This is a genomic window from Arthrobacter sp. alpha11c, from assembly GCF_054149985.1.
The window spans coordinates 2,693,851-2,713,845 of sequence record NZ_CP196747.1; the positions used below are offsets into that span (position 1 = coordinate 2,693,851).

Sequence of the window (19,995 nt, forward strand, 5' to 3'; positions counted from 1 at the left end):
CTTCGTCAACTAATCGGGCACAGTCCAGAAGGAGAAGCGGGCCGCCTGCTACAGCAGGCGGCCCGCAACCACCACCATGATGACTTTCATTCTTCGCAGGACCGGATCGTTGGTCCTGCTGCTGGCTGCAGTCAGTTTCATCACTTTCACGCTCTTCCAGCTTGGCCCCTCGGACCCCGCGGCTGCCGCCTGCGGACAGGAATGCACTCCCGAACGCGTGGCCGAGGCCCGCGTTGCCCTGGGCATGGACCAGCCCTTCTTTGTCCAGTACATCGACTACATGCGTGGCCTTTTCTCGCCCCGGATGATTGGTGCACCAGGAGCCCAGACGCTCTGTGAATGGCCATGCTTGGGCAAGTCTTTCCAGACCAATGAGAGCGTTGCGGACATCATTGCCCGCTCGCTCCCCTACACGTTCTCCATGGCCATTGGAGCGCTCATCCTGTGGACCATCACCGGCGTCGGCCTGGGCCTTCTCGCAGCGCTGCGCAAGGGCTCGCCCGTGGACAAGTTCATCGTCGGCGCGGCCTCGGTGGGCGTATCGCTGCCCATCCCGGTTACGGGCCTGTTCCTGCTGCTCCTCTTCGTCAACCAGCTGCACCTTCTGCCGTTCACAACCAACGAGATCAATAGCCCCTTTGGTCCACAGGGGCCAGGCGCCTGGGTGGCGAACTACCTGCTGCCATGGATTGCGTTGGCCGTGCTGTTCAGTGCCTCCTACATCCGTGTCACCCGGACCAACATGATCGAGACATTCGGCGAGGACTTCATCCGCACTGCCCGCGCCAAGGGCCTGGCACCGCGGACCGTGACGTTCAAGCACGGCGTTCGCGCCGGGATCACACCTGTTGTCACCATGCTTGGCATGGACATCGGTTTGCTCCTGGGCGGTGCCGTCCTCACCGAGCAGATCTTCTCCGTCCCCGGCCTGGGCTTCACCGCCGTGCACGCCGCCATCTCGGGTGACCTGCCCGTCACCATGGCCATCACCATGCTGGCCGCGTTCTTCGTCATCGTAGCCAATGTTCTGGTGGACCTCGCCTATGCCGCCATCGATCCCCGAGTGAGGCTCCAATGACCCACACGCCACTCACCCAACCGCTCTCCCGACGGGCTCCGGAACCGGGGGCAAAGGCCTTCCTGGACGTCCGCAACCTCTCGGTGAAGTTCCCCACGGACGACGGCCTGGTCTCCGCCGTCAACGGGATGGACTTCACCCTGGAGCGGGGCCAGACCCTTGGTATCGTCGGCGAATCCGGCTCAGGAAAGTCCGTCACCAGCCAAGCCCTCATGGGGCTCCTTAAGGGCACCTCCGCCCACGTCACCGGCCAGGCAATGTTCCAGGGCAAGGATCTGGTCACCCTCCCGGAATCTGCCATGCGCCAACTCCGCGGCCGTAACATCGGCATGATCTTCCAGGATCCACTCTCGGCGCTGCACCCGTTCTACACCGTTGGGCACCAGATCGCGGAGGCTTATCTGGTCCACAACAAGGCGAGCAAAAAGCAGGCCCGGGCGGCCGCCGTCGACATGCTGGGAAGGGTGGGTATCCCCAGTCCCGAGCAGCGTTTCGATGAGTACCCGCACCATTTCTCCGGCGGCATGCGCCAAAGGGCCATGATCGCCATGGCCCTGATCTGTGAACCGGAGCTGCTGATCGCTGACGAACCCACCACCGCGTTGGACGTGACCGTGCAGGCCCAGATCCTGGACCTCATGTCAGAGCTCCAGGAGGAAACCAACTCCGCGCTCATCCTCATCACGCACGACCTCGGAGTCGTGGCCGAAGTCTGCGACGACGTCCTGGTGATGTACGGCGGCCAGTGCGTCGAATCGGGTCCCGTGGATGAGATCTTCTACGACACCCAGCACCCCTACACCTTGGGCCTGCTCAATTCGATGCCCACCCTGAACGGCTCAGCGAGCCAGCTGAACCCCATACCCGGCCAGCCGCCGTCGCTCCTTGACCTGCCCAAGGGGTGCATCTTCAGCGCGCGGTGCCAGTACGCCGAACTGGTGGGCGACGGCCTCTGCGCCAAGCAGCGGCCTGAGCTGACGGTGGACGACGGGCATGGCAAGCGCTGCCATCTGAGCGGGCCGCAGATCATCACCATCCGGAATTCGCGTTAGGACCCGCCATGGAACATCAACCAATTCTCCAGGTGGAGAACCTCCAGAAGCACTTTCCGCTGAAGGGCGGCCTCCTGCCAGGGGCTCCCAAGCGATCGGTCAAAGCGGTCGACGGCGTCTCCTTCAGTCTCGCTCGAGGCCAGACTTTGGGACTCGTGGGTGAGTCCGGTTGCGGTAAGTCGACCACCGGACGCATGCTGGCACGGCTTATGGACCCGACCGGCGGGCGGATCATGGTGGATGGCGTCGACATCAGCCAGCTCCGCGGGCGGGACCTTTACAACTTCCGGCGCAAGGTCCAGATGATCTTCCAGGACCCGTTCGCTTCCCTGAACCCGAGGCAGACAGTGGGTACAGCCATAGCAGCTCCCATGGTGGCGCAGAAGATCAATCCGCAGGGCGGCCTGAAGAACCGGGTCAAGGAACTCCTTGACCAAGTGGGGCTCAAACCTGAGCACTACAACCGGTTCCCGCACGAGTTCTCCGGTGGGCAGCGGCAACGCGTCGGAATTGCCCGGGCCATATCCCTCAACCCATCGGTGATTGTTTGCGACGAACCTGTATCTGCCTTGGACGTCTCCGTTCAAGCCCAAGTGGTGAACCTGTTGCAGCAGATCCAACGTGACACGGGAGTGTCCTACATCTTCATTGCCCACGACCTCTCCGTGGTCCGGCACATTTCCCATGAAGTTGCCGTGATGTACCTGGGCAAGATCATGGAACAAGGACCCCAGGATGAGCTCTTCCGGAACCCTTTGCACCCGTACACCAGGGCCTTGCTCTCCGCAGTGCCCCTGCCGGATCCCCGCGCAGCCCGCGAGCAAGTGAAGATCCGGCTCCGTGGAGACCTCCCATCACCGGCCGATCCGCCCAGCGGTTGCGTCTTCCGGACCCGATGCCCGCTGATCGGCACTCTTCCCGAGGAACAGCGCCAACGCTGCCTCGATGAGATTCCCACGCCTGCCCAGCCCGCTGCGCCTGCCTGCCACCACACAGGTATGGCAGCAACGGTCCTGGCAGGCGTGCAATAGATGCAGGCAATAGTTTCACTAGCAAAGGAGCAACCATTGAATACCCTGATCCGCGCCGTCCGCCCCTGGGGGCAAGCGCTCAGCGACGTCACTCTTGTTGCGGGCGAAGCAGGCGGCAAGATCACCGCCGTCGAACCCCATGATCCTGCCCGCGTCGTTCCCGAGGGTGTGATGGTCGTAGAAGGCCGCGGACGCTTACTGCTGCCGTCGTTCTCCGATGTCCACGTGCATTTGGATTCCACCCGGATCGGCCTGCCGTTCCGGGAGCACACAGGTGGTCCCGGGGTGTGGACCATGATGATGAACGATCGTCAAAACTGGCGTAACGCCGAGGTCCCGCTTCAGGACCGCGTCAACGACACCCTCGGCCGGATGATCGCCCGCGGTACAACGCGGGTTCGTTCTTATGCGCAGGTGGATGTGGACTGCCGGCTGGAGCGTTTCGAAGCCGTTGCCGCTGCCAGGGAGAAGTTCGCAGGTCAGGCTTGGGTGGATATCATCGCGTTCCCGCAGGCCGGCCTGCTTCTTGAAGAGGGGACGGTAGAGCTCATGGAGGAGGCCCTGAAGGCCGGGGCTAACGTCATCGGGGGGATTGATCCCTGCAGCTTGGACCGGGATCCGGCGAAGCACCTGGACATCGTGTTCGGCCTGGCTGAGAAGTACCGGGTGCCAATCGACATCCACCTCCACGAGCCCGGTGAGCTGGGCGTCTTCAGCACCGACCTCGTCCTGGAGCGCACGCGGGCACTCGGTATGCAGGGCAAGGTCACTATGTCCCATGCCTACCAACTGGGCAGCGTGAACGAGGCCACTACGCGCAGGATCATTGATGCCTTCGCGGAACTTGACGTATCCATGGCTTCCGTCGCCCCGGCTGCAGCAGGCCAACTGCCCATCCCGCTCCTCACCGAGGCCGGGGTGCGTTTGGGATTGGGCGAGGACGGCCAGCGCGACTACTGGTCCCCCTACGGCAACACGGACATGCTGGACCGCACCTGGCAGCTCGCATTCACCCATGGCTTCCGCAAGGACGAGCTGATCGAGCATTGCCTGGCGATCGCCACCATCGGTGGGGCGAGCATCCTTGACCCCAGCGCTACCCGGCTGAAGGACACCGCCCACCGTCCCGGCGTCGACGTCGGAGATCCCGCCGAACTGATGCTGGTGGAGGGCGAGACTGTAGCTTCCACAGTGATGGACCGGGGCAAGGACCGTACCGTTATCCACGCCGGCAAGGTGGTGGCAGACCAGCTGGAACTGGTCTAGCTGCTACGAAACCCGCTCTCGTTCGCTCTCCTGGCCGTACAACGGTCTGAGTGACGGACAAGAGCGGGTTTCGGCGTTAAGGGTTACTCGCCCCTGGCAGTGGGCGCGTCGTCCAGGGGCGTCCACCAGGTCACAGGAGGCGTTACCTTGAAGCGACGCCCGGACACGTCCGATGGAACAATGCGGATGAACTGGTCCTTTTGCCCCGCTTCCCAAGGAAACAAGAGAAGGCCGATGGTATCCAGCACGTCCTGCGTCAGCTTCACGGCGGAGGCCTGCCCCTTGACCACCACGCTCCAGGCCACTCCGGTTTCCGCATCGACACCGTCAGCCTCGATCGCAACAGGAGCGTCACCAAGGGCTGCATGAAGCTTGGTGCCCTCCCCCGTGCGGAAAACCATGGTGCCATGGTCCACTTTGTAATTCACCGGAAAGATGTCCGGGTGATTGTCCACCCACACGGCAAGCCGGCCCACGGAAACTCCACGGAGGAGTTCCCAGCATTCGTTGGTCTCCAGGACTTCAGTGGCGGGAGTGTTGGGAGTGTTGTCGCCAGACGTTGAGTTGGTCATATCGCCGAGGATACGCCGGAGCATAGCCTGCCGACAGTGGCCGAACACCGTCTAACGGACTATTCACCCCCGCGTGCGAGGGTGACCAGTCCGTTGGGGGATGAATTTCGGCTCACGGGCTCAACATTCACTACAGGGCCACGGATCGCCAGGAAGCCTGCAGCAGCCAGAATCAACGCTTCGGCCGCGAGCGCCCAGAACGTCACGTCCCAGCCTCCGGTCCAGGTATGGAGCAGTCCGGCCACCAGTGGACCGAGCGAGGCAAGGGCGAACCCCAGCCCTTGGCTCATGGCCGAGAGCTTTCCCGCTGTCTGCGGACCGGACGCACGGATCACCACCAACGCCATGGCAAGGCCAAACCCTGCGCTCTGGACGACTCCCAGGATCCCCACCATGACGAACTGCAGACCCGCTGGCGCTGCGAGGACTCCCAAAAGTGCGAGGGCCACGGCCAGTCCGAGGCCAGGTGCCATGATCCTCAGGATGGCAGGACGACCGGCCAGCACAGGAGCCAGCAGGCTTGCGGGGAGCCCGGCAAGGCTAAACCAGGCCAGCAACGCAGCAGCGTCTGCCGATGACAGCCCTTTGGAGACGAGGTAAACAGCCAGCCAGGACGTGATGGCGAAGTAGAGCATGGCCTGCAGTCCAAAGAAAGCCGTCACAGCCCAGGCTGTGCGCTGCTTGCGCAGGGGCGTGACTTCCGGCGGCTCGACGGGCGCCGGCATCACAGAGGGCGACGGCGGGTCCTGCGTCAGCGACATAACGTCGCCTGCCGCTGACCCGGCTTTGCCAGCGGAGGTGCCTGCCGACGTCGACCGCCCCCCGGAGCGGTGGATGAGGCATGCTCCCACCAGTGCCGGGACGGCCCACACCGCCAGCGCCCAGGCGAGGCTTCCACCGAAGGCCTGGGCAAAGGGCTGGACCAAACCTGCGCCGAGCGCTGCGCCGAGCCCAAAGCCCATGGTGCAAAGTCCGGTCCACCAACCGGTGCCGTGGTTCGCCTTGACGATCTGGGGAACCAGCACGCTGGCCGTCATGATTGCCATGCCGGCAAGGAACGTGCCGGGCAGGAGGAGCGCGGGTACAAGGACCCTGACGATCAGTGCGGCAGCGAGTACCAACAGTGCAAGCGCCACGGCGGGGCCCCGTTCCAAAGCGCCGGGCAAGCCAAGGCCCGATCGGCCCGGAAACCCCGAAGGCCAGCACGGGCAACGTACCCAAAAGGGGTAGCAGAACCGGATCCAGGTCAAACGCCCCCGGGACCTGGTTCATAACACCGGCAACGGTGGTGATGGCAGGCCGAAGATTGACGGAAACCAACACCAAACCCAGCAGCACCACCCCCGCCGCCAACCCCGAACGCCGCCCACCCAGCCCCAAACGCTTCCCGCGCACCTAATTCTCCTCATAACAACTTTGGTATACCAAATAAGACTACGAGGACCGAGAAGGAAAGTAAACAGGCAGAAAGAGTAGAACAGGACGCGACAACAAGGACTATATGGAATACCAAGAAGCGACAATCGAGATCCGCGCGAGATCACAGCAAGCTAGATGACGATAGTGCCGCCGCAATGACAACCTGAGAGAGACCCCCAGTGCCGGAACCCAGCAGCGCGCGAGTTGGGGAGACGGACGAAAGGGCCACAGGGCCGAAAGCCAGCAGCGCGGGTGTGGAGACGCGCAAAGGGCCGCAGGGCCGAAACGCGGCAGCGCGCGTCTAAGGGAGGAACGACCGAGCGCGCAGAGCGTTTCGGCCCTGCGGCCCGCCCCAGCAACCACGCCCAGCAACCGCCCCGGCGGCCCTGCGACCAGCGCCCCTAGATAGCCTTCCCCGGATTCAAAATCCCCGCAGGATCGAACAACGCCTTGATCCGCCGCTGCAACTCCCGCACGGGCTCAGGCTGCTCCAGTCCCAGCCATCGGAGCTTGTACTGCCCCACGCCGTGCTCACCGGTTATCGTGCCACCCATTTCGAGGCCCACCCGGATCGATTCGTCCAGGGCAGCGTTGAGGCGTATCAGGGCGTCGGCGTCTGTGACGGGATCTACCCGGTCCATCCAGAAGGTGGGGTGGAGGTTTCCGTCTCCGGCGTGGGCCACCACTTTGAGGCGGACTTGGAAGCGGTCAGCCATGGCTTCGAGTTCGGCCACGAAGTCCACCAGCTGGGAGCGTGGAACAGCGATGTCCTCTCCTACCCTGAATTCGTCGTCCATTTCCACGCCGCGGCTGTTGCGGCGTAGTTCGACGAGCATTTCGGCTTCTTCGCTGGCTTCTGTGGTGACGGTGGCGCCGCCTTCGGCGAGTACCTGACGGACGACGTCGGCCTCGGCGGCTGCTCCAAATCCGTCTGTTTGGATCAACAGCAGGGATTTGCCGCGGGCTTGCAGGTCTGAGCCGTTCATCTCATCGAGCTGTATGAGTGTTCCGTTGTCCAGGAGCTCCATGATGGCTGGCTGGACCCGGGCTTTGCCTACTGCCAGGACCCCTGCGGCGGCACTGCGGAAGTCCTGGTAGAACGCGGCGATGGTGTGGACTTCGCGTGGAAGGTACTTCAGGCGGACCGTCACCCCCACGACGATTCCGAGTGTTCCTTCGGAGCCCACCAGCAGCGCAGTGAGGTCGTATCCGGCAACGCCTTTGAAGGTTTGGTGCCCAGTGTGGAGCAGTGAACCGTCGGCCAGCACAACGTCCAGCGCAAGCACGGAATCCCGTGTCACACCGTACTTTGCACAGCGCAGTCCCCCGGCGTTTGTGGCTACGTTGCCACCGATGGTGGACATCTTGTAGCTGGCTGGATCGGGCGCATACATGAGCCCGTGTTCGGCGGCTGCGGCATTCAGTTCGGCGTTGATGACGCCAGGTTCGACGACGGCGGTCTCGTCATCGGGGTTGAGGTCCAGGATGCGGTTCATTCGTTCCAGGCTGAGCACGATGCAGCCTTGGGTGGCGTGCGCGCCTCCCGAGACACCCGTTCCGGCACCACGCGCGACGATTGGCACCTGGTAGGCAGCACAACTGCGAACGATGTTTTGGACGTCTTCCACGGATTCGGCCCAGACGACGGCGAGCGGCAAGTGCCGTTCCAGCAATGGCCCTTGATCTACGGAATAGACGGTGCGGGTGGCTTCATCTTCGGCGATCTGTCCGGGCCGCAGTCCGTCGGTCAGGCTGTGCAAAAACGCGTTCTGCGTTTCACTGTGGCTCGCGTCCATTTGCTGGTCAGCTTCCTGGCGGCCGACTGTGCGGCCTTTGATGCTTTCCTCTGTTGTTCCGGCCATAGCCGTTTCGTCCGACAAGGTGGTCCCTTCACACATGAGCTCCGCGGACACGCCAAATCGGCAGTCTTCGCAGAGTTTTCAGTGCTCCCAGTCTAGTCAGCGCCGCCCACCACCGTGGGAACGCAGGTTCCGGGCAGGGACCAGATACCAGCTGAAATTCCGTCTGCCCACAGCAGTACTTCGCCGTCAATCCCCCGGCTCGTCGAGATGTTCCCAAAGCTGTGCAGTGGCGCTGCGGAGAGCGATTCGAGTTGCAGCGTGGAAAGGACTGCGTAATCCACTGAGACCCGGGCAGAGTCGCGGGCTGCCATGACCAGGACTGCGGAATCAGCGGTCTCACGCACGAATACCAGGGCGTCCCCTTCGGCGTGGATCCAGCGGACCCCGCCTTCGGTTAGGGCGGGCAGCTCACTTCTGAGCCGCCCCAGCGCTGAGTAGAAGGAATGCAGATCCTTGACAGGGTGGCGGCGGGATTTTCCCTCCTGCCAGCACCACGGCATGGGCGTCCTGGAGTCCTCGCCATTGAACCCTTCAAGGCCGAACTCGTCTCCCGCGAACAAGACAGGAACGCCCGGAAGGGTGAAGGTGAGCACAGCGCCAACCTCTTGGCCGCCGTCGATCATTACCGTCGCTGCACGTGCGGTGTCATGCGTGTTGAGCGCATTCATCGTGTTATTTCGCACACCCCAGCTAAATCCGGCAGCGAGGTCCTGATGCGTGGCCAGGAAGTCTTCGGCCTCGATCTTGTTGGGCCCAGCCTGGGGCGAGCCGAAAAAGTTTACGTGCGGTGCATCCCCCGCAAGCCAGGACCACAGGGGTCGGGTGAGGTTGGAGTAGGTCATGGCACCGTGCCAGTGCTCACCCGTGAAGTCCGGCGCGGCATCGGACGTGGACTCGGCCAACAAAGCTGCATCCGGGTTGATCTCACGGACCCGCCCGGCGATGAGCCGCGCAACCTCGTGATTCAGGTCCACGGAGCCAAGGCGTCCGGTCATATTGCCGACGTCTATCCTCCAGCCGTCCAGGTTGAAGGGCGGCTTGAGCCAGCGGGCAACCACTGAATCGTCGTCCGTCACGAAACGCCGCCGGAGGGCGTCCGAAGACCAATTAAGCTTCGGCAGCGACGGCACACCCCACCACGACTGATACGTCGAATGGTCCTCGCTGAAGTAGTAGTAGCCCGCTTCTTCTGAGCCGGGATCGGCGAGCGCCTTCACGAACCAGTCGTGTCCGTCGCCAGTGTGATTGGCGGTGAGGTCACCCATGACACGAATGCCCCGGGAATGCGCCGCCTCCACCAGCTCCACCAGCGCTTGGTTCCCGCCAAGGAGGGGGTCCACGGAGTCGAACGTGGAGGCATCGTAGCGGTGGTTGGAACGGGCCGGGAAGAACGGCGTCAGGTAGAGAACATCGATGCCCAGTTCCTGGAGATGGTCCAGCTTCCCCGTGATTCCAGGCAGGTCACCACCATAGAACTGGATGGGCGTTTCCTGCCCGGTAGCCACCACTGGCTCGTCCCACGAGCTGCCCACAGCCCAGTCCGGGAGGGGGTGCGCATCGGCGTGGGCGGAGCGGGCGAAGCGGTCCGGAAACACCTGGTACATGGTGGCCTCATGCAGCCACTGCGGTGCCGGGGCAAAGGTGGTGAGGCGGAAGTCCGCTGAATCAGCAACGTCCCTGTTGAAAAGCCCTTGGGCATTGAGGTTCCAGTAGTGCCGCCCACTTGCGCTGCTGGTGGGAGTACCGGACGTGGTTCCCACACGGCTGTTTGCCTCGATTTCCAGCAGGAAGCGGTATTTGGCCACAGGATTGGCCACGAGCATCGCCGCTTCCCACCACTCCCAGCCATCGATGCTGCCGAGCCGGATCGCGGAGTCGTACCGCGGCTCGCCGTCCTGCACGGAACGGACCCAAACGCGGGACGCCGGGCCCCACCCCTGCGGAACCCGCAGACGGAGCCGAACAACATCGCCCAGGGAAATCCGTCCGGGAGCAGGACCCGAAACATAAAGAGCGGATCCGTCGTGATGTGGAACGGCAAGTGTCATGGTCATCCTTTCACTGAGCCGGCCGTAAGGCCGCTGACGATGTACTTCTGCAGGAAGAGGAACAGCGCCATGACCGGAACAGCAGCGATGACGGCGCCCGCGGCGAAGACGCCCCAATTCTCGGAACGCTGCTGAGCCACGTAGGAATAGAGCCCGACGGCGAGTGTCTGGCTATCAGGATCAGTCAGGACAACGCTCGCGATCACGAATTCACTGGAGATACCGATGAATGCCAGCAGCCCTACAACCGCCAGGATGGGAGTGACCAGGCGCAGGATGATGCCGAAGAAGATCTGGACGTGGCTGGCGCCATCGATCTTTGCAGCTTCGTCCAGGGACTGCGGGACCGTGTTGAAGAAGCCGTACATGAGGTACGTGTTCACGCCCAGCGCCCCGGCGAGGTACACCATGATGAGCCCCAGCTGGCTGCCAAGGCCCAGGGCCGGGATCACCTGCGAGATTCCGCTGAGGAGGAGGAAGATCGCGACGACGGCCAGCAGTTGCGGGAACATCTGCAGCAGGAGCAGGGTCAACAGTCCCACCCGCCGGCCTTTGAAACGCATGCGGGAGAACGCGTACGCGGCCATCGCCCCCAGGAAGACTGTGGCGGCGGAGGTCACCAGGCCCACTACCAGGGTATTGAGGAACCAGCGGCCGAAGGGACGGCTCGGATCATTGAAGAGCGCAGTGAAATTGCCGGTATCGAACCTGGAGAACAGCCCGTTGGAGCCTACCAAGGTGCCGTTGGAGTCCAGTGCTGCCGACAAAACATAGAGCAGCGGGAACACTGCGAAGATGGTGGTGACTATGCCGACGGCGTGCCGCCAGCCTTTGTCTTTGAACCAAACCCCGAAAGGACGCCGCTTTGGCACCAACGGTGCGGGACCGCCGTCGTGCGCCTGTTCGATGGTGGGGAGGGTGCGTACCTGTGCCTCACTCATTAGTTCACGTCCTCGAGTGCTTTGGTCTGCTTGAAGCTGATGGCCGAAATCGTGGCCACGATGATGAAGATGATGATGGCGAGCGCGCTGGCCAGTCCGTAGTCGCGCCCTGTGCCTTGGCCGAACGCCACCTTGTAGACCAGCGTGATCAGGATGTCCGTGGCTCCGATATCGCGATCGGTGTCTGCAAAGCGCGGCCCGCCACCGGTCAACATGTAGATGACATTGAAGTTATTGAAGTTGAACGCAAAGGAGGAGATCAGCAGCGGCGCCACGGAGACCAGCAGCAGCGGCAGTTTGATGGAGCGGAACACTCGCCATGGGGACGCTCCGTCCATGCGGGCAGCCTCATCAATTTCTGTTGGCAAGGATTGGAGTGCCCCCGTGCAAACGAGGAACATGTACGGAAATCCGAGCCACACATTGACCACCAGCACACTGACCTTGGCCAGGACAGGGTCAGTGAGCCAGCCAATGTTCGCCCCACCCAGCAGGGTCTGGTTGAGCCAGCCGAACTCGGGGTTGAGAATGCCGGACCACACCAAACCGGACAGGAATGCCGGGAAAGCGTAGGGCAAAATCATCAGGATCCGGTAAACCTTTTTGCCGCGGAGGTCCTCGCGGTTGAAGGTGATGGCCAGGAAAAGCCCCATGGCGAACGTCAAGGCAACGGACGCTACGGAGAAGGTGAACGTCCAAAGGATCACGCCCAGCAGCGGACCGCGGAGGCTCGGATCGGTGAAGGCCCGGGCGAAGTTCTCCATGCCAACGTCGATCTTCCAGCCGGTGGCCAACGTCTCTCCGTTGGCGTCCGCGAAGGCGCCCTTGCCATTGTCGCGGTAGGCCGTTCCGGTCTCGCTGTCAGTGAAGGTATCGGTGGCGGCGTCGTAGCTCAGCGCTGGCTTGAACTGGTACGCGGTGCTGCCATCCGCGGTGCGCAGGGTTCCATCAGCGGGGTTCTCTGAGACGGGAACGGTAATCTTCAGGATTTCCTGCTGGTTGGCCACGATCTCCTGGAACTTCAGTGTTTCGTAGCCAGGCAAGGAGTTGGCCTTGCCGGTGGAATCCTTTCCCGCCCCGGAGACCTCAGTGAGTGGCTCCTCGGTGCTGCCTATCTGAGCTTTGCCGGAGGGGTCAGTAAACAACAGGTAGAACGTATCGCCCTTGGTCAGCACTGCTGCCTTGTATGCGGGCGAATCCGGGACGCGCTTCTGGGCGGTCAGTTGGATGGCTGCGATGGCGTCTTCCTTGGTGCTGTTGTGCCCGTCGCCATAGTTGGTGAAGGCGATATAGCCGCTGAAGAACACCACCAGGACCTGGAACACCAGCAGGAACAGCACACCCGGAGCCAGATACTTCGCCGGCAGCCCGCCCTTGCGCAAATAGATCCAGTTAATGGCCAGGACCAGAGGTGAGGACACAGCCAGCGCGGCCCACGATTGGCTCAGGAACAGCATCATCAACACGTACACGGCAAAGGCATCCACCAGGCCCAACAGGACGATCTTGAGGATGGTGCCCTTGATGGAGTCGGGGCCCCGGCGGCCGATATCTGCAGTCCGATGGGCAGCGCTCCGGTGGGCAGCAGCACCAGGTGGCTGCACCGGCGTCGTACTGGTTGCGCTGGCTGGCAGTTCGTGGAGATCTGGCTTTGGCATTTTGGATCCTTGGAGTAAAGCAGTTTGTGGCTGGCACGGGCCGGACGGTTTGGCTCCCGGGCCTGACGGGGCCCTGGCCTGACGGCAGGCCCGGGGCCGGACGGCGTGACTACCGTCCGGCCCCGGGAAAACCGGTGGAATCACCGGTTGCGGCGTCAGCCGCCGATCTTGGACTTGATGCTCGCGGCCATCTTGGTCCACGCTTCAGCAGGATCGCCCTGGCCCTTGATGATGGCCAGTTCCGTGGCGCCCCAGTCAGCCCAGACCGCACTCATTTCGGGGATGGCCGGCATGGGCACGCCTGTGGCGCCGATCTTGCCGAAGGCCTCCACTACGGGATCGCTGGCTGCCTTCTCAAAGGATGCCTTGAGTGCCGGCGGGCGCCCGCCCGCCGTGTACATGGAGTCCTGGGCGGACTCGGAGGTGAGGTAGTTGGTGACGAATTCATTGGTGGCAAGGGCGTTGGCGCTCTTGGCGCTGATGAAGAACCCATTTACGCCGATGAAGGGCTGGGCAGCTTCGCCACCGGCAGTGGGCAGCTCATCAACGGCGAACTTGATGCCCTTCTTCTGAACGTCCGGCACGTTCCATGGGCCCGTCAGGAAGTACGGGGATTCTCCGGCAAGGAACTTCTCCTTGGCGATGTCCCCCGTGATGTTGGAGTTGATGATTTTCTCGCCGGCGTCGCCCCAGGCGGCCAGCTTCTTGGCGAATTCGACGCCGGCAGCGTCACCGATGAGCAGCTGCTTGGGATCGTAACCGCCGTCGGCGTTCTTACCGAAAACCTGCGAACCCATGGATGACTGCAGCGGGTACAGGTGATACGGATCGCCCTGCTTGGGATCCATGCCCACCAGGAACGGGAACGTGGCTTTACCCTCTGCAACGGCCTTCTTACCGTTGGCCACTACCTCATCCAGGGTGCTCGCCTTGCTGTCCACGATGCTGGTGTTGCGCAGGAGGGCAATGTTTTCAATGGCGTACGGGACGCCGTAGACGGCTCCGTTGTAAGTCATGGCCTTGATCGAGGAATCCTGGAACTGGCTGGCTTTGTCGCCCAGTTCCACCGGTGCGATCACACCGTTTTGAACAAACTTTCCAATCCAGTCGTGCGGTCCAACGATCAGATCGGGGCCTTGGCCGGTAGGGACCTGGGTGATGAAGTCATCGCGGACGGCAGCGAAGTCCTTCACTACGAGCTTGACTTCGATGCCGGTGTCCGACTGGAACTTTTCGGTGATGTCCTTCAACGCCGGCGATCGTTCGGCGTCTACCCACATGGTGATGGTGCCGGCGCCGGCTGCCTTGAGGTCCTGCTTTGCGGCTTCCGAGCTGGGAGCGGTGGAGGCACTGCCGCCACAGGCGCTCAGGGCCAGGGCGGCGACCACGGAGATCGCGCCGGTAGCGAAAACGCGGCGGGTGGTCTGAGCCGCGAGGGTGTTGTGCACCTTCATTGGTGTCCCTTTCCTTATGTGCTTCGACGGTGGGGGCTCGAGGGGCCCAGAGGCAACGTCGGTGATGTGGCTCACAACTGCAAGCGCTTCCAAACACTACATGCCTAAACGACGATTGGTAAACCCCGATACTCCGAAGCATTGTCATCGAAGGGCCATTTTGACTGAAAGCGTTTCCAATTGGATGCGTGGTCTTCTACGATGTGTTCATGTCTGTTGATTCATTGCTCCCAGTTGAGGCGTCCGCGCCCTCTGCAGCTTTCAGTACATTGACGCCCGTCCACGAGGCCTCCGCGGCTCACGGATGGTGGCGCTCCGCAGTCATTTACCAGATTTATCCGCGGTCCTTCCGGGACCTTAACGGCGATGGAATCGGCGACCTCGCGGGTATCACCCACGAACTCGCCCAACTCGCCGAACTGGGCGTGGATGCCGTCTGGCTCTCGCCGTTCTACCGCTCACCGCAGCGGGACGCAGGTTATGACGTCAGCGACTATTGCGATGTCGATCCGCTGTTCGGAAGCCTCGCGGACTTCGACGCCCTGATCTACGAAGCCAACCGCCTGCACCTGCGGGTCATTGCAGATCTTGTTCCCAACCACTGCTCCGACCAACACGCCGCCTTCCAAGCGGCACTCGCGGCTCCGGCCAACAGCCGCGAGCGGGACATGTTCATCTTCCGGGACGGCCAAGGACCTGACGGAAACGAACCTCCCAACAACTGGCAGTCCCATTTTGGTGGCCCCGCCTGGACCCGACTCGTGGAACCAAATGGCCAGCCCGGACAGTGGTACCTGCACCTCTTTGATTCCTCGCAGCCGGATTTCAACTGGGACAACGATGCCGTGCACGCCGAGTTCGAGCGGGTCCTCCGTTTCTGGTTGGATCGCGGAATTTCCGGTTTCCGGGTTGACGTTGCCCACGCACTGGTCAAGGCAGCAGGCCTGCCAAACTGGGGTGGACGCCCGGATGGCAACAGCTCAGACGGCTTCCCCGGCCATGAGGCCCCCATGTTCGGCCAGCCCGCCCTGCACGATATCTACCGCCGCTGGCGCTCCATCCTGGAGGAATACGGCCCCGATCGGATCCTCTGCGCCGAAGCCAATGTGGATCCCCTTCCCCGGCTGGCACAGTGGGTCCGGCCCGACGAGATGCACCAGGCGTTCAATTTCCCGTACCTGCACGCCGGCCTGGACGTGAACCGCCTTCGCCACATCATCACCGATTCCTTGGTCTCCCTGGACGCTGTCGGCGCACCGAGCACGTGGGTGCTGTCCAACCACGACGTCGTCCGTCACGCCACCCGATTCGGTTACGAGGGACCCGGTCCCCGCGACGGCGACGGTATCGGCGCGGACGACGTACAGCCCAATGAAGAACTCGGACGACGGCGGGCTGCCGCGGCCACCATGTTCATGCTTGGCCTCCCAGGTGGTGCCTACCTGTACCAAGGGGAAGAGCTTGGGCTGCCTGACTCCACAAGCATTCCCGGGAGCATGCGCCAGGACCCCACCTTTGCCCGGACCGGCGGAGAAAGGATAGGCCGCGACGGCTGCCGGGTGCCGTTGCCATGGCGTTCCTCGGAGTTGCATGCCGGTTTCGGCGACGGCCAGGATCCTTGGCTGCCGCAACCAGAGTCCTGGGCGGCATTGGCGAGGGACAAGCAGCAGGAGGATCCGGCGTCGCACCTTAGTCTTTACCGGGAAATGCTTGCCCAACGCGCCGAACGTCGGTTGGGGCAGGGTTCCCTGGCGTGGGCGGAGGACTACTGCACCGACTCCTCGCTCGCCTATCTCAACGGCGACACACTGGTGATCATGAACGTAGGCAACGAGCCCCTTCCGCTTCCCGAGGGCAAGGTGATCCTTCGCAGTTCGGCGGCAGGCGGCGCCCATCCCATGGGCTCCGATCTGCAGGGCACCGATCTCCTAAGCTCGGGTCTACTAAGCTCGGGGAGAGCATCTGGCTCACAACCAGCTAACTTTCCCACCGAGGAGCAGCATGACCGGCATCAAGGACGTAGCCGAGCGATCGGGACTCTCCGTTGCCACGGTTTCACGCGCGCTCAGTGGCAAAGGCAACGTCTCCCCCGCCAGTCGGGAACGGGCGCGTGCAGCTGCAGCTGAGCTTGGCTTCGTGCTCTCCTATCACGCCTCGAGCCTGGCCTCCGGCCGTACGCACAACGTTGGCCTGGTGGTGCCCTCGGTCCACCGCTGGTTCTATTCAGCGGTGATCGAGGGTGCCTCCGCTGCGCTCCTGAGTGCCGGATACGACCTCACCCTCTACAACATTGGCGAAGACCCACAACACCGGCACAGCGTGTTTAACGACTTTCTGCTGCGCAAGCGCGTGGACGCGGTCATTGCGGTCTCCCTGGAGCTCAGCGAAGACGAGATGCAGCAGCTTCTCGCCGTGCACCGGCCGATCGTTGGAATCGGAGGCCCCCTTCCGGGAGCCTCCACCATCCGGATCGATGATTCCGCGATCGCACAGCAAGCCACAAACCACCTCATCGGCCTGGGTCACACCAAGATCGCCCACATGACCGGCGAAGAAGCATACGAACAGGACTTCCAGCTTCCCGGGACACGGCGCGGTGGTTTCGAGAAAGCAATGAACGACGCCGACTGCCAGGTTCGGCCCGAATGGATCGCTTCCGCTGACTTCACCATCGAAGGCGCTTACTCCGCTGCCCGACAATTGCTGGGGGGCGCACCAGAGCGACCAACAGCGGTGTTTGCTGCGTCCGACGAGATGGCCATCGGCACCATTCTTGCGGCGCGTGACTTCGGCCTGCGGATTCCAGAGGACCTCTCGGTCATCGGCATCGACGGGCACGACCTCGGGAAGGTCATGGGCCTCACCACCATCGACCAGGACGCGAAAGGGCAAGGAGCGCTGGCCGTGCGCACCTTGCTGGGCGCCATCAACAATGGCCTGGTCCTTGAACCTGCCGATACTGAACACCCCACCAAGCTCGTGGTTCGTTCGAGCACGGCTGTGCCCAGGAACGACGCCGCTTAGGCTGGGGGCGCCGCTCACGAGTGGCTACTGCTTCAGGATCTTTTCCATGACCAGTTCCTGCTTGGACGTGTCCTGGGGATACGGCCGGCTGTCCCCTGTGGTGTTGAAACCGTGCCGCCGGTAGAAAGCCAACGCCCTCGTATTGTCCTCGTGGACGCCCAACTCCAGGAGCTTGGCACCCAGGTCCATCCGGGCAGCCTCGCACGCCTGCTGGAGGAGTTCATCCGCCAGCCCCAAACCTCGATGTTCGGGAGCAACGTAGACACTAATCAGCATCGCTTGAAGTGGCCTCTGCGGGTCTTGAGGATGCTTCAGGACAACCCTCATCAGCCCACAGAACGGGCTTCCCTCCACGCCACCGTCAGCCACCAACGTCACGCTGGAATCGCCGGCCATAGCGGCAGTCCGTTCCTGCCATTGCGCATCCGTTTGCCGCCGCGCAGCCTCCAGGCTTTCGACATAAGCCATAGGCGTGTCCGTTAGCATTTCCAGCCGGACTTTCCTCAGGAGACACCAATCTTCAGCACGAAGTCGCCTGACCCTAGGCAACGGTCCCGCCCATGAACCGTACATAGCGTTCCAGGACGCGAGGCCAACCTTCCGCATACGATGCCCGGCTGGCAGCAGGATCCTCTGCACCTTCCCAACCGTCGTGAACCAAACGCACCTCGGTGCCACCCTCCACCGCCCGGAACGAGACCCTCAATTCTGTGGACCAGAGGGGCGTGCTCGCCGGATACCAGCTTGCATGGAAGGACAACGGCGGCTGCCAGTCATCGATGGTTCCCCACACCGAAGTGCGTCCGTCCTCGGCCGTCTCCAGGATCAGGTTCTCCTCAAACTCCACGTGCGATCCCGCGCCGAACACACTCTCCTCTTCGAGTGGCCACCACAAATGAGGATGGTCCGTAAAACCCAAAAAGGCATGTGAAACGCTGGTTGGTACCACCACTGTCAGCACCAGGGGTTCAAGTTCATTGGAGTCCTGTGACGACGGCGCGGGCTCCGGCTCGGGATGACTGAAAATACTGTCCATGACCCCCAACTGTACCGGTGCGGAAACGCGCATTTCCCCCGGCAACCATGTCCGGCCCGAGGTGCTGGAGGATGGCTTGGTTGCGCAGCCCGTTGGCGCGGTGTTAGAGTCCCGTTGATCGTGAACTATCAACAGGAGGTGAGACCCATGAACGCAGTATCCGCAATGGGTGCTCCCCCGCAGTACACGATCTCGCGACTGATCTAGTCGCCAGCGGGAGCGCCACAGAGGCAATTCGCGAAAGGCGACTCCCATGAACACAACACCTTTTTCAACCCTGCCCGTCACACCGACGACCACTTCCGCGCAGCCACGGTCCTCCCAGGATCAGCCACAAGAAAATCCCGCCGCGATTCCTGGGCGTTCAGCCGAACGGGCGCTGGTGCTTGGTGGCGGTGGATCAACCGGCAATGCCTGGCTGATCGGCGTCATCGCTGGAATGTTCGATGCCGGCATGGATGTGACCACCGCCGACTTAACGGTCGGCACATCGGCTGGCTCCACGGCGGCGGCACAGATAGCTGGCGCGAGTCCTTCAGAACTATATGCAGCTACCCTTGCCGCACCACCCCAGCCGGAACGACAGCGGCCGCGGCAAGCCACTCAGACCGAGCCCAGTCCGACGCAGTCCAATGCAACGCAGTCCAACCCAGCACAATCCGGTCCAGCGCGGCAAGTGGTGGACCATTTGGAAAGAACACAAAAAATCATTGAGGCCTCTGCGGATCCTGCCGATATGCGTCGCCAGATGGGCGCGGCAGCGCTCGAGTTGCCTGCTACCGCGGACGAATCAAGGCAAAGACAGTGGCGTGAAACGGTCGCCTCCCGGCTGCCAAGTTTGCAGTGGCCGCAACGAACAGTACTCATCACAGCGGTGGATGCACGGACCGGTCAGCCCGTCGTCTTTGACCGTCACAGCGGGGTCGAGATGGTGGATGCTGTAGCCGCCAGTTGCGCCAGTGGGTTTGCCTACAGCATCGGTGACGGCCGATACATTGACGGCGGTTATCGATCCAACGCCGAGAATGCAGACCTGGCAACCGGGTACGCACGCGTCCTGGTGCTGTCACCATTTGGGGGCAGAACGCGGACTCCGCTGGCGTGGGGCCTGCACCTGGCAACACAGGTCGACGAATTACGTGCCGGCGGCAGCAGGGTAGAAACGGTCTTCCCTGAGAGCAGCGCCGAGCACATGTTCGGCGCCAATGCGATGGATGTGTCCATGCGTCCGGCGGCTGCACGGGCCGGTTACGAACAAGGCCGGGCCCTTGCGGCGCAACTCACTGGGTTCTGGAAAGGCTAAACCGGGGTTAAATGGGGCAAGCCCCGGCCGTGGTGGTCGGGGCTTGGTTGGTTCTGGTGTGGCTGGTTGTCTCGTTAATGTGGGAGACCCCCCGTCCCTGTGTGGGTTGGGGGGTCTCGACCTAATGTGTGTCCGGCGGTGTCCTACTCTCCCACACCCTCCCGGGTGCAGTACCATCGGCGCTGTGGGTCTTAGCTTCCGGGTTCGGAATGGGACCGGGCGTTTCCCCCACGCTATGACCGCCGTAACCT

16 protein-coding genes and 1 rRNA gene are annotated in these 19,995 nt (G+C 62.7%); 7 read left to right on the forward strand and 10 right to left on the reverse strand.

The features are described 5' to 3' along the window. The first annotated feature begins 76 nt into the window (after positions 1-76). Genes ACTAQJ_RS12190 through ACTAQJ_RS12205 form a run of 4 tightly spaced genes read left to right on the forward strand, consistent with a single transcriptional unit; the run spans position 77 to position 4,427 of the window. On the forward strand, positions 77-1,078 hold the full coding sequence (locus tag ACTAQJ_RS12190; RefSeq protein WP_498696430.1) for an ABC transporter permease: 1,002 nt from the start codon (positions 77-79) through the stop codon (positions 1,076-1,078). Continuing rightward, entirely contained in the window at positions 1,075-2,130 is a 1,056-nt protein-coding gene (locus ACTAQJ_RS12195) for an ABC transporter ATP-binding protein (RefSeq protein WP_498696432.1), read from the forward strand. Before ACTAQJ_RS12190 ends, ACTAQJ_RS12195 begins: the two co-directional genes overlap by 4 nt. A gap of 8 nt (positions 2,131-2,138) precedes the next feature. Next, on the forward strand, positions 2,139-3,161 hold the full coding sequence (locus ACTAQJ_RS12200; RefSeq protein WP_498696434.1) for an ABC transporter ATP-binding protein: 1,023 nt from the start codon (positions 2,139-2,141) through the stop codon (positions 3,159-3,161). 36 nt (positions 3,162-3,197) lie between these two features. Continuing rightward, positions 3,198-4,427 (forward strand): amidohydrolase family protein, encoded by a 1,230-nt coding sequence (locus ACTAQJ_RS12205; protein WP_498696438.1) that lies wholly within the window; start codon positions 3,198-3,200, stop codon positions 4,425-4,427. Positions 4,428-4,510: 83 nt separating this feature from the next. On the opposite strand, the gene ACTAQJ_RS12210 is transcribed toward ACTAQJ_RS12205, so the two are convergent. The 7 genes from ACTAQJ_RS12210 to ACTAQJ_RS12240 form a co-directional block, all read right to left on the reverse strand. Then, a complete protein-coding gene (locus ACTAQJ_RS12210) occupies positions 4,511-5,023 on the reverse strand; it encodes a pyridoxamine 5'-phosphate oxidase family protein (RefSeq protein WP_498696442.1) in 513 nt (170 codons plus the stop codon). 35 nt (positions 5,024-5,058) lie between these two features. Further along, positions 5,059-6,135 (reverse strand): MFS transporter, encoded by a 1,077-nt coding sequence (locus tag ACTAQJ_RS12215; protein WP_498696446.1) that lies wholly within the window; start codon positions 6,133-6,135, stop codon positions 5,059-5,061. A 684-nt stretch (positions 6,136-6,819) separates the two neighbouring features. Continuing rightward, positions 6,820-8,280 (reverse strand): FAD-binding oxidoreductase, encoded by a 1,461-nt coding sequence (locus ACTAQJ_RS12220; RefSeq protein ID WP_498696448.1) that lies wholly within the window; start codon positions 8,278-8,280, stop codon positions 6,820-6,822. Between the two features lie 92 nt (positions 8,281-8,372). Beyond that, positions 8,373-10,328, reverse strand: a complete 1,956-nt coding sequence (locus ACTAQJ_RS12225) for a glycoside hydrolase family 13 protein (RefSeq protein WP_498696450.1) — start codon at positions 10,326-10,328, stop codon at positions 8,373-8,375. Positions 10,329-10,330: 2 nt separating this feature from the next. Further along, a complete protein-coding gene (locus tag ACTAQJ_RS12230) occupies positions 10,331-11,269 on the reverse strand; it encodes a sugar ABC transporter permease (protein ID WP_498696452.1) in 939 nt (312 codons plus the stop codon). After that, positions 11,269-12,927: an ABC transporter permease subunit gene (locus ACTAQJ_RS12235; RefSeq protein WP_498696454.1), complete on the reverse strand. Its 1,659-nt coding sequence runs from the start codon at positions 12,925-12,927 to the stop codon at positions 11,269-11,271. The genes ACTAQJ_RS12230 and ACTAQJ_RS12235 overlap by 1 nt, the downstream gene beginning before the upstream one ends. Before the next feature lie 155 nt (positions 12,928-13,082). Further along, the gene (locus ACTAQJ_RS12240; RefSeq protein WP_498696456.1) at positions 13,083-14,381 is read right to left on the reverse strand and encodes a sugar ABC transporter substrate-binding protein; all 1,299 of its coding nucleotides are present in this window, start codon (positions 14,379-14,381) and stop codon (positions 13,083-13,085) included. Positions 14,382-14,590: 209 nt separating this feature from the next. On the opposite strand from ACTAQJ_RS12240, the gene ACTAQJ_RS12245 reads away from it, so the two are divergent. Together ACTAQJ_RS12245 and ACTAQJ_RS12250 are read left to right on the forward strand one after the other, a co-directional pair. After that, positions 14,591-16,507 carry a glycoside hydrolase family 13 protein gene (locus ACTAQJ_RS12245; protein WP_498696457.1) on the forward strand — a complete coding sequence of 639 codons (1,917 nt, stop codon included), beginning with the start codon at positions 14,591-14,593 and terminating at the stop codon, positions 16,505-16,507. After that, on the forward strand, positions 16,392-17,405 hold the full coding sequence (locus ACTAQJ_RS12250) for a LacI family DNA-binding transcriptional regulator (RefSeq protein ID WP_498702184.1): 1,014 nt from the start codon (positions 16,392-16,394) through the stop codon (positions 17,403-17,405). Before ACTAQJ_RS12245 ends, ACTAQJ_RS12250 begins: the two co-directional genes overlap by 116 nt. 24 nt (positions 17,406-17,429) lie before the next feature. Here ACTAQJ_RS12250 and ACTAQJ_RS12255 read toward each other — a convergent pair whose 3' ends face one another. Both ACTAQJ_RS12255 and ACTAQJ_RS12260 read right to left on the reverse strand, forming a co-directional pair. Next, entirely contained in the window at positions 17,430-17,873 is a 444-nt protein-coding gene (locus ACTAQJ_RS12255) for a GNAT family N-acetyltransferase (protein WP_431118442.1), read from the reverse strand. Positions 17,874-17,946: 73 nt separating this feature from the next. Beyond that, a complete protein-coding gene (locus ACTAQJ_RS12260) occupies positions 17,947-18,441 on the reverse strand; it encodes an SRPBCC domain-containing protein (protein ID WP_431118440.1) in 495 nt (164 codons plus the stop codon). 253 nt (positions 18,442-18,694) lie between these two features. Between ACTAQJ_RS12260 and ACTAQJ_RS12265 the strand changes: the two genes are divergently transcribed. After that, positions 18,695-19,744 (forward strand): patatin-like phospholipase family protein, encoded by a 1,050-nt coding sequence (locus ACTAQJ_RS12265; protein WP_431118438.1) that lies wholly within the window; start codon positions 18,695-18,697, stop codon positions 19,742-19,744. 130 nt (positions 19,745-19,874) lie between these two features. Here ACTAQJ_RS12265 and rrf read toward each other — a convergent pair. Then, positions 19,875-19,991: ribosomal RNA gene (gene rrf, locus ACTAQJ_RS12270) — 5S ribosomal RNA — on the reverse strand. Between the last annotated feature and the right edge of the window lie 4 nt (positions 19,992-19,995).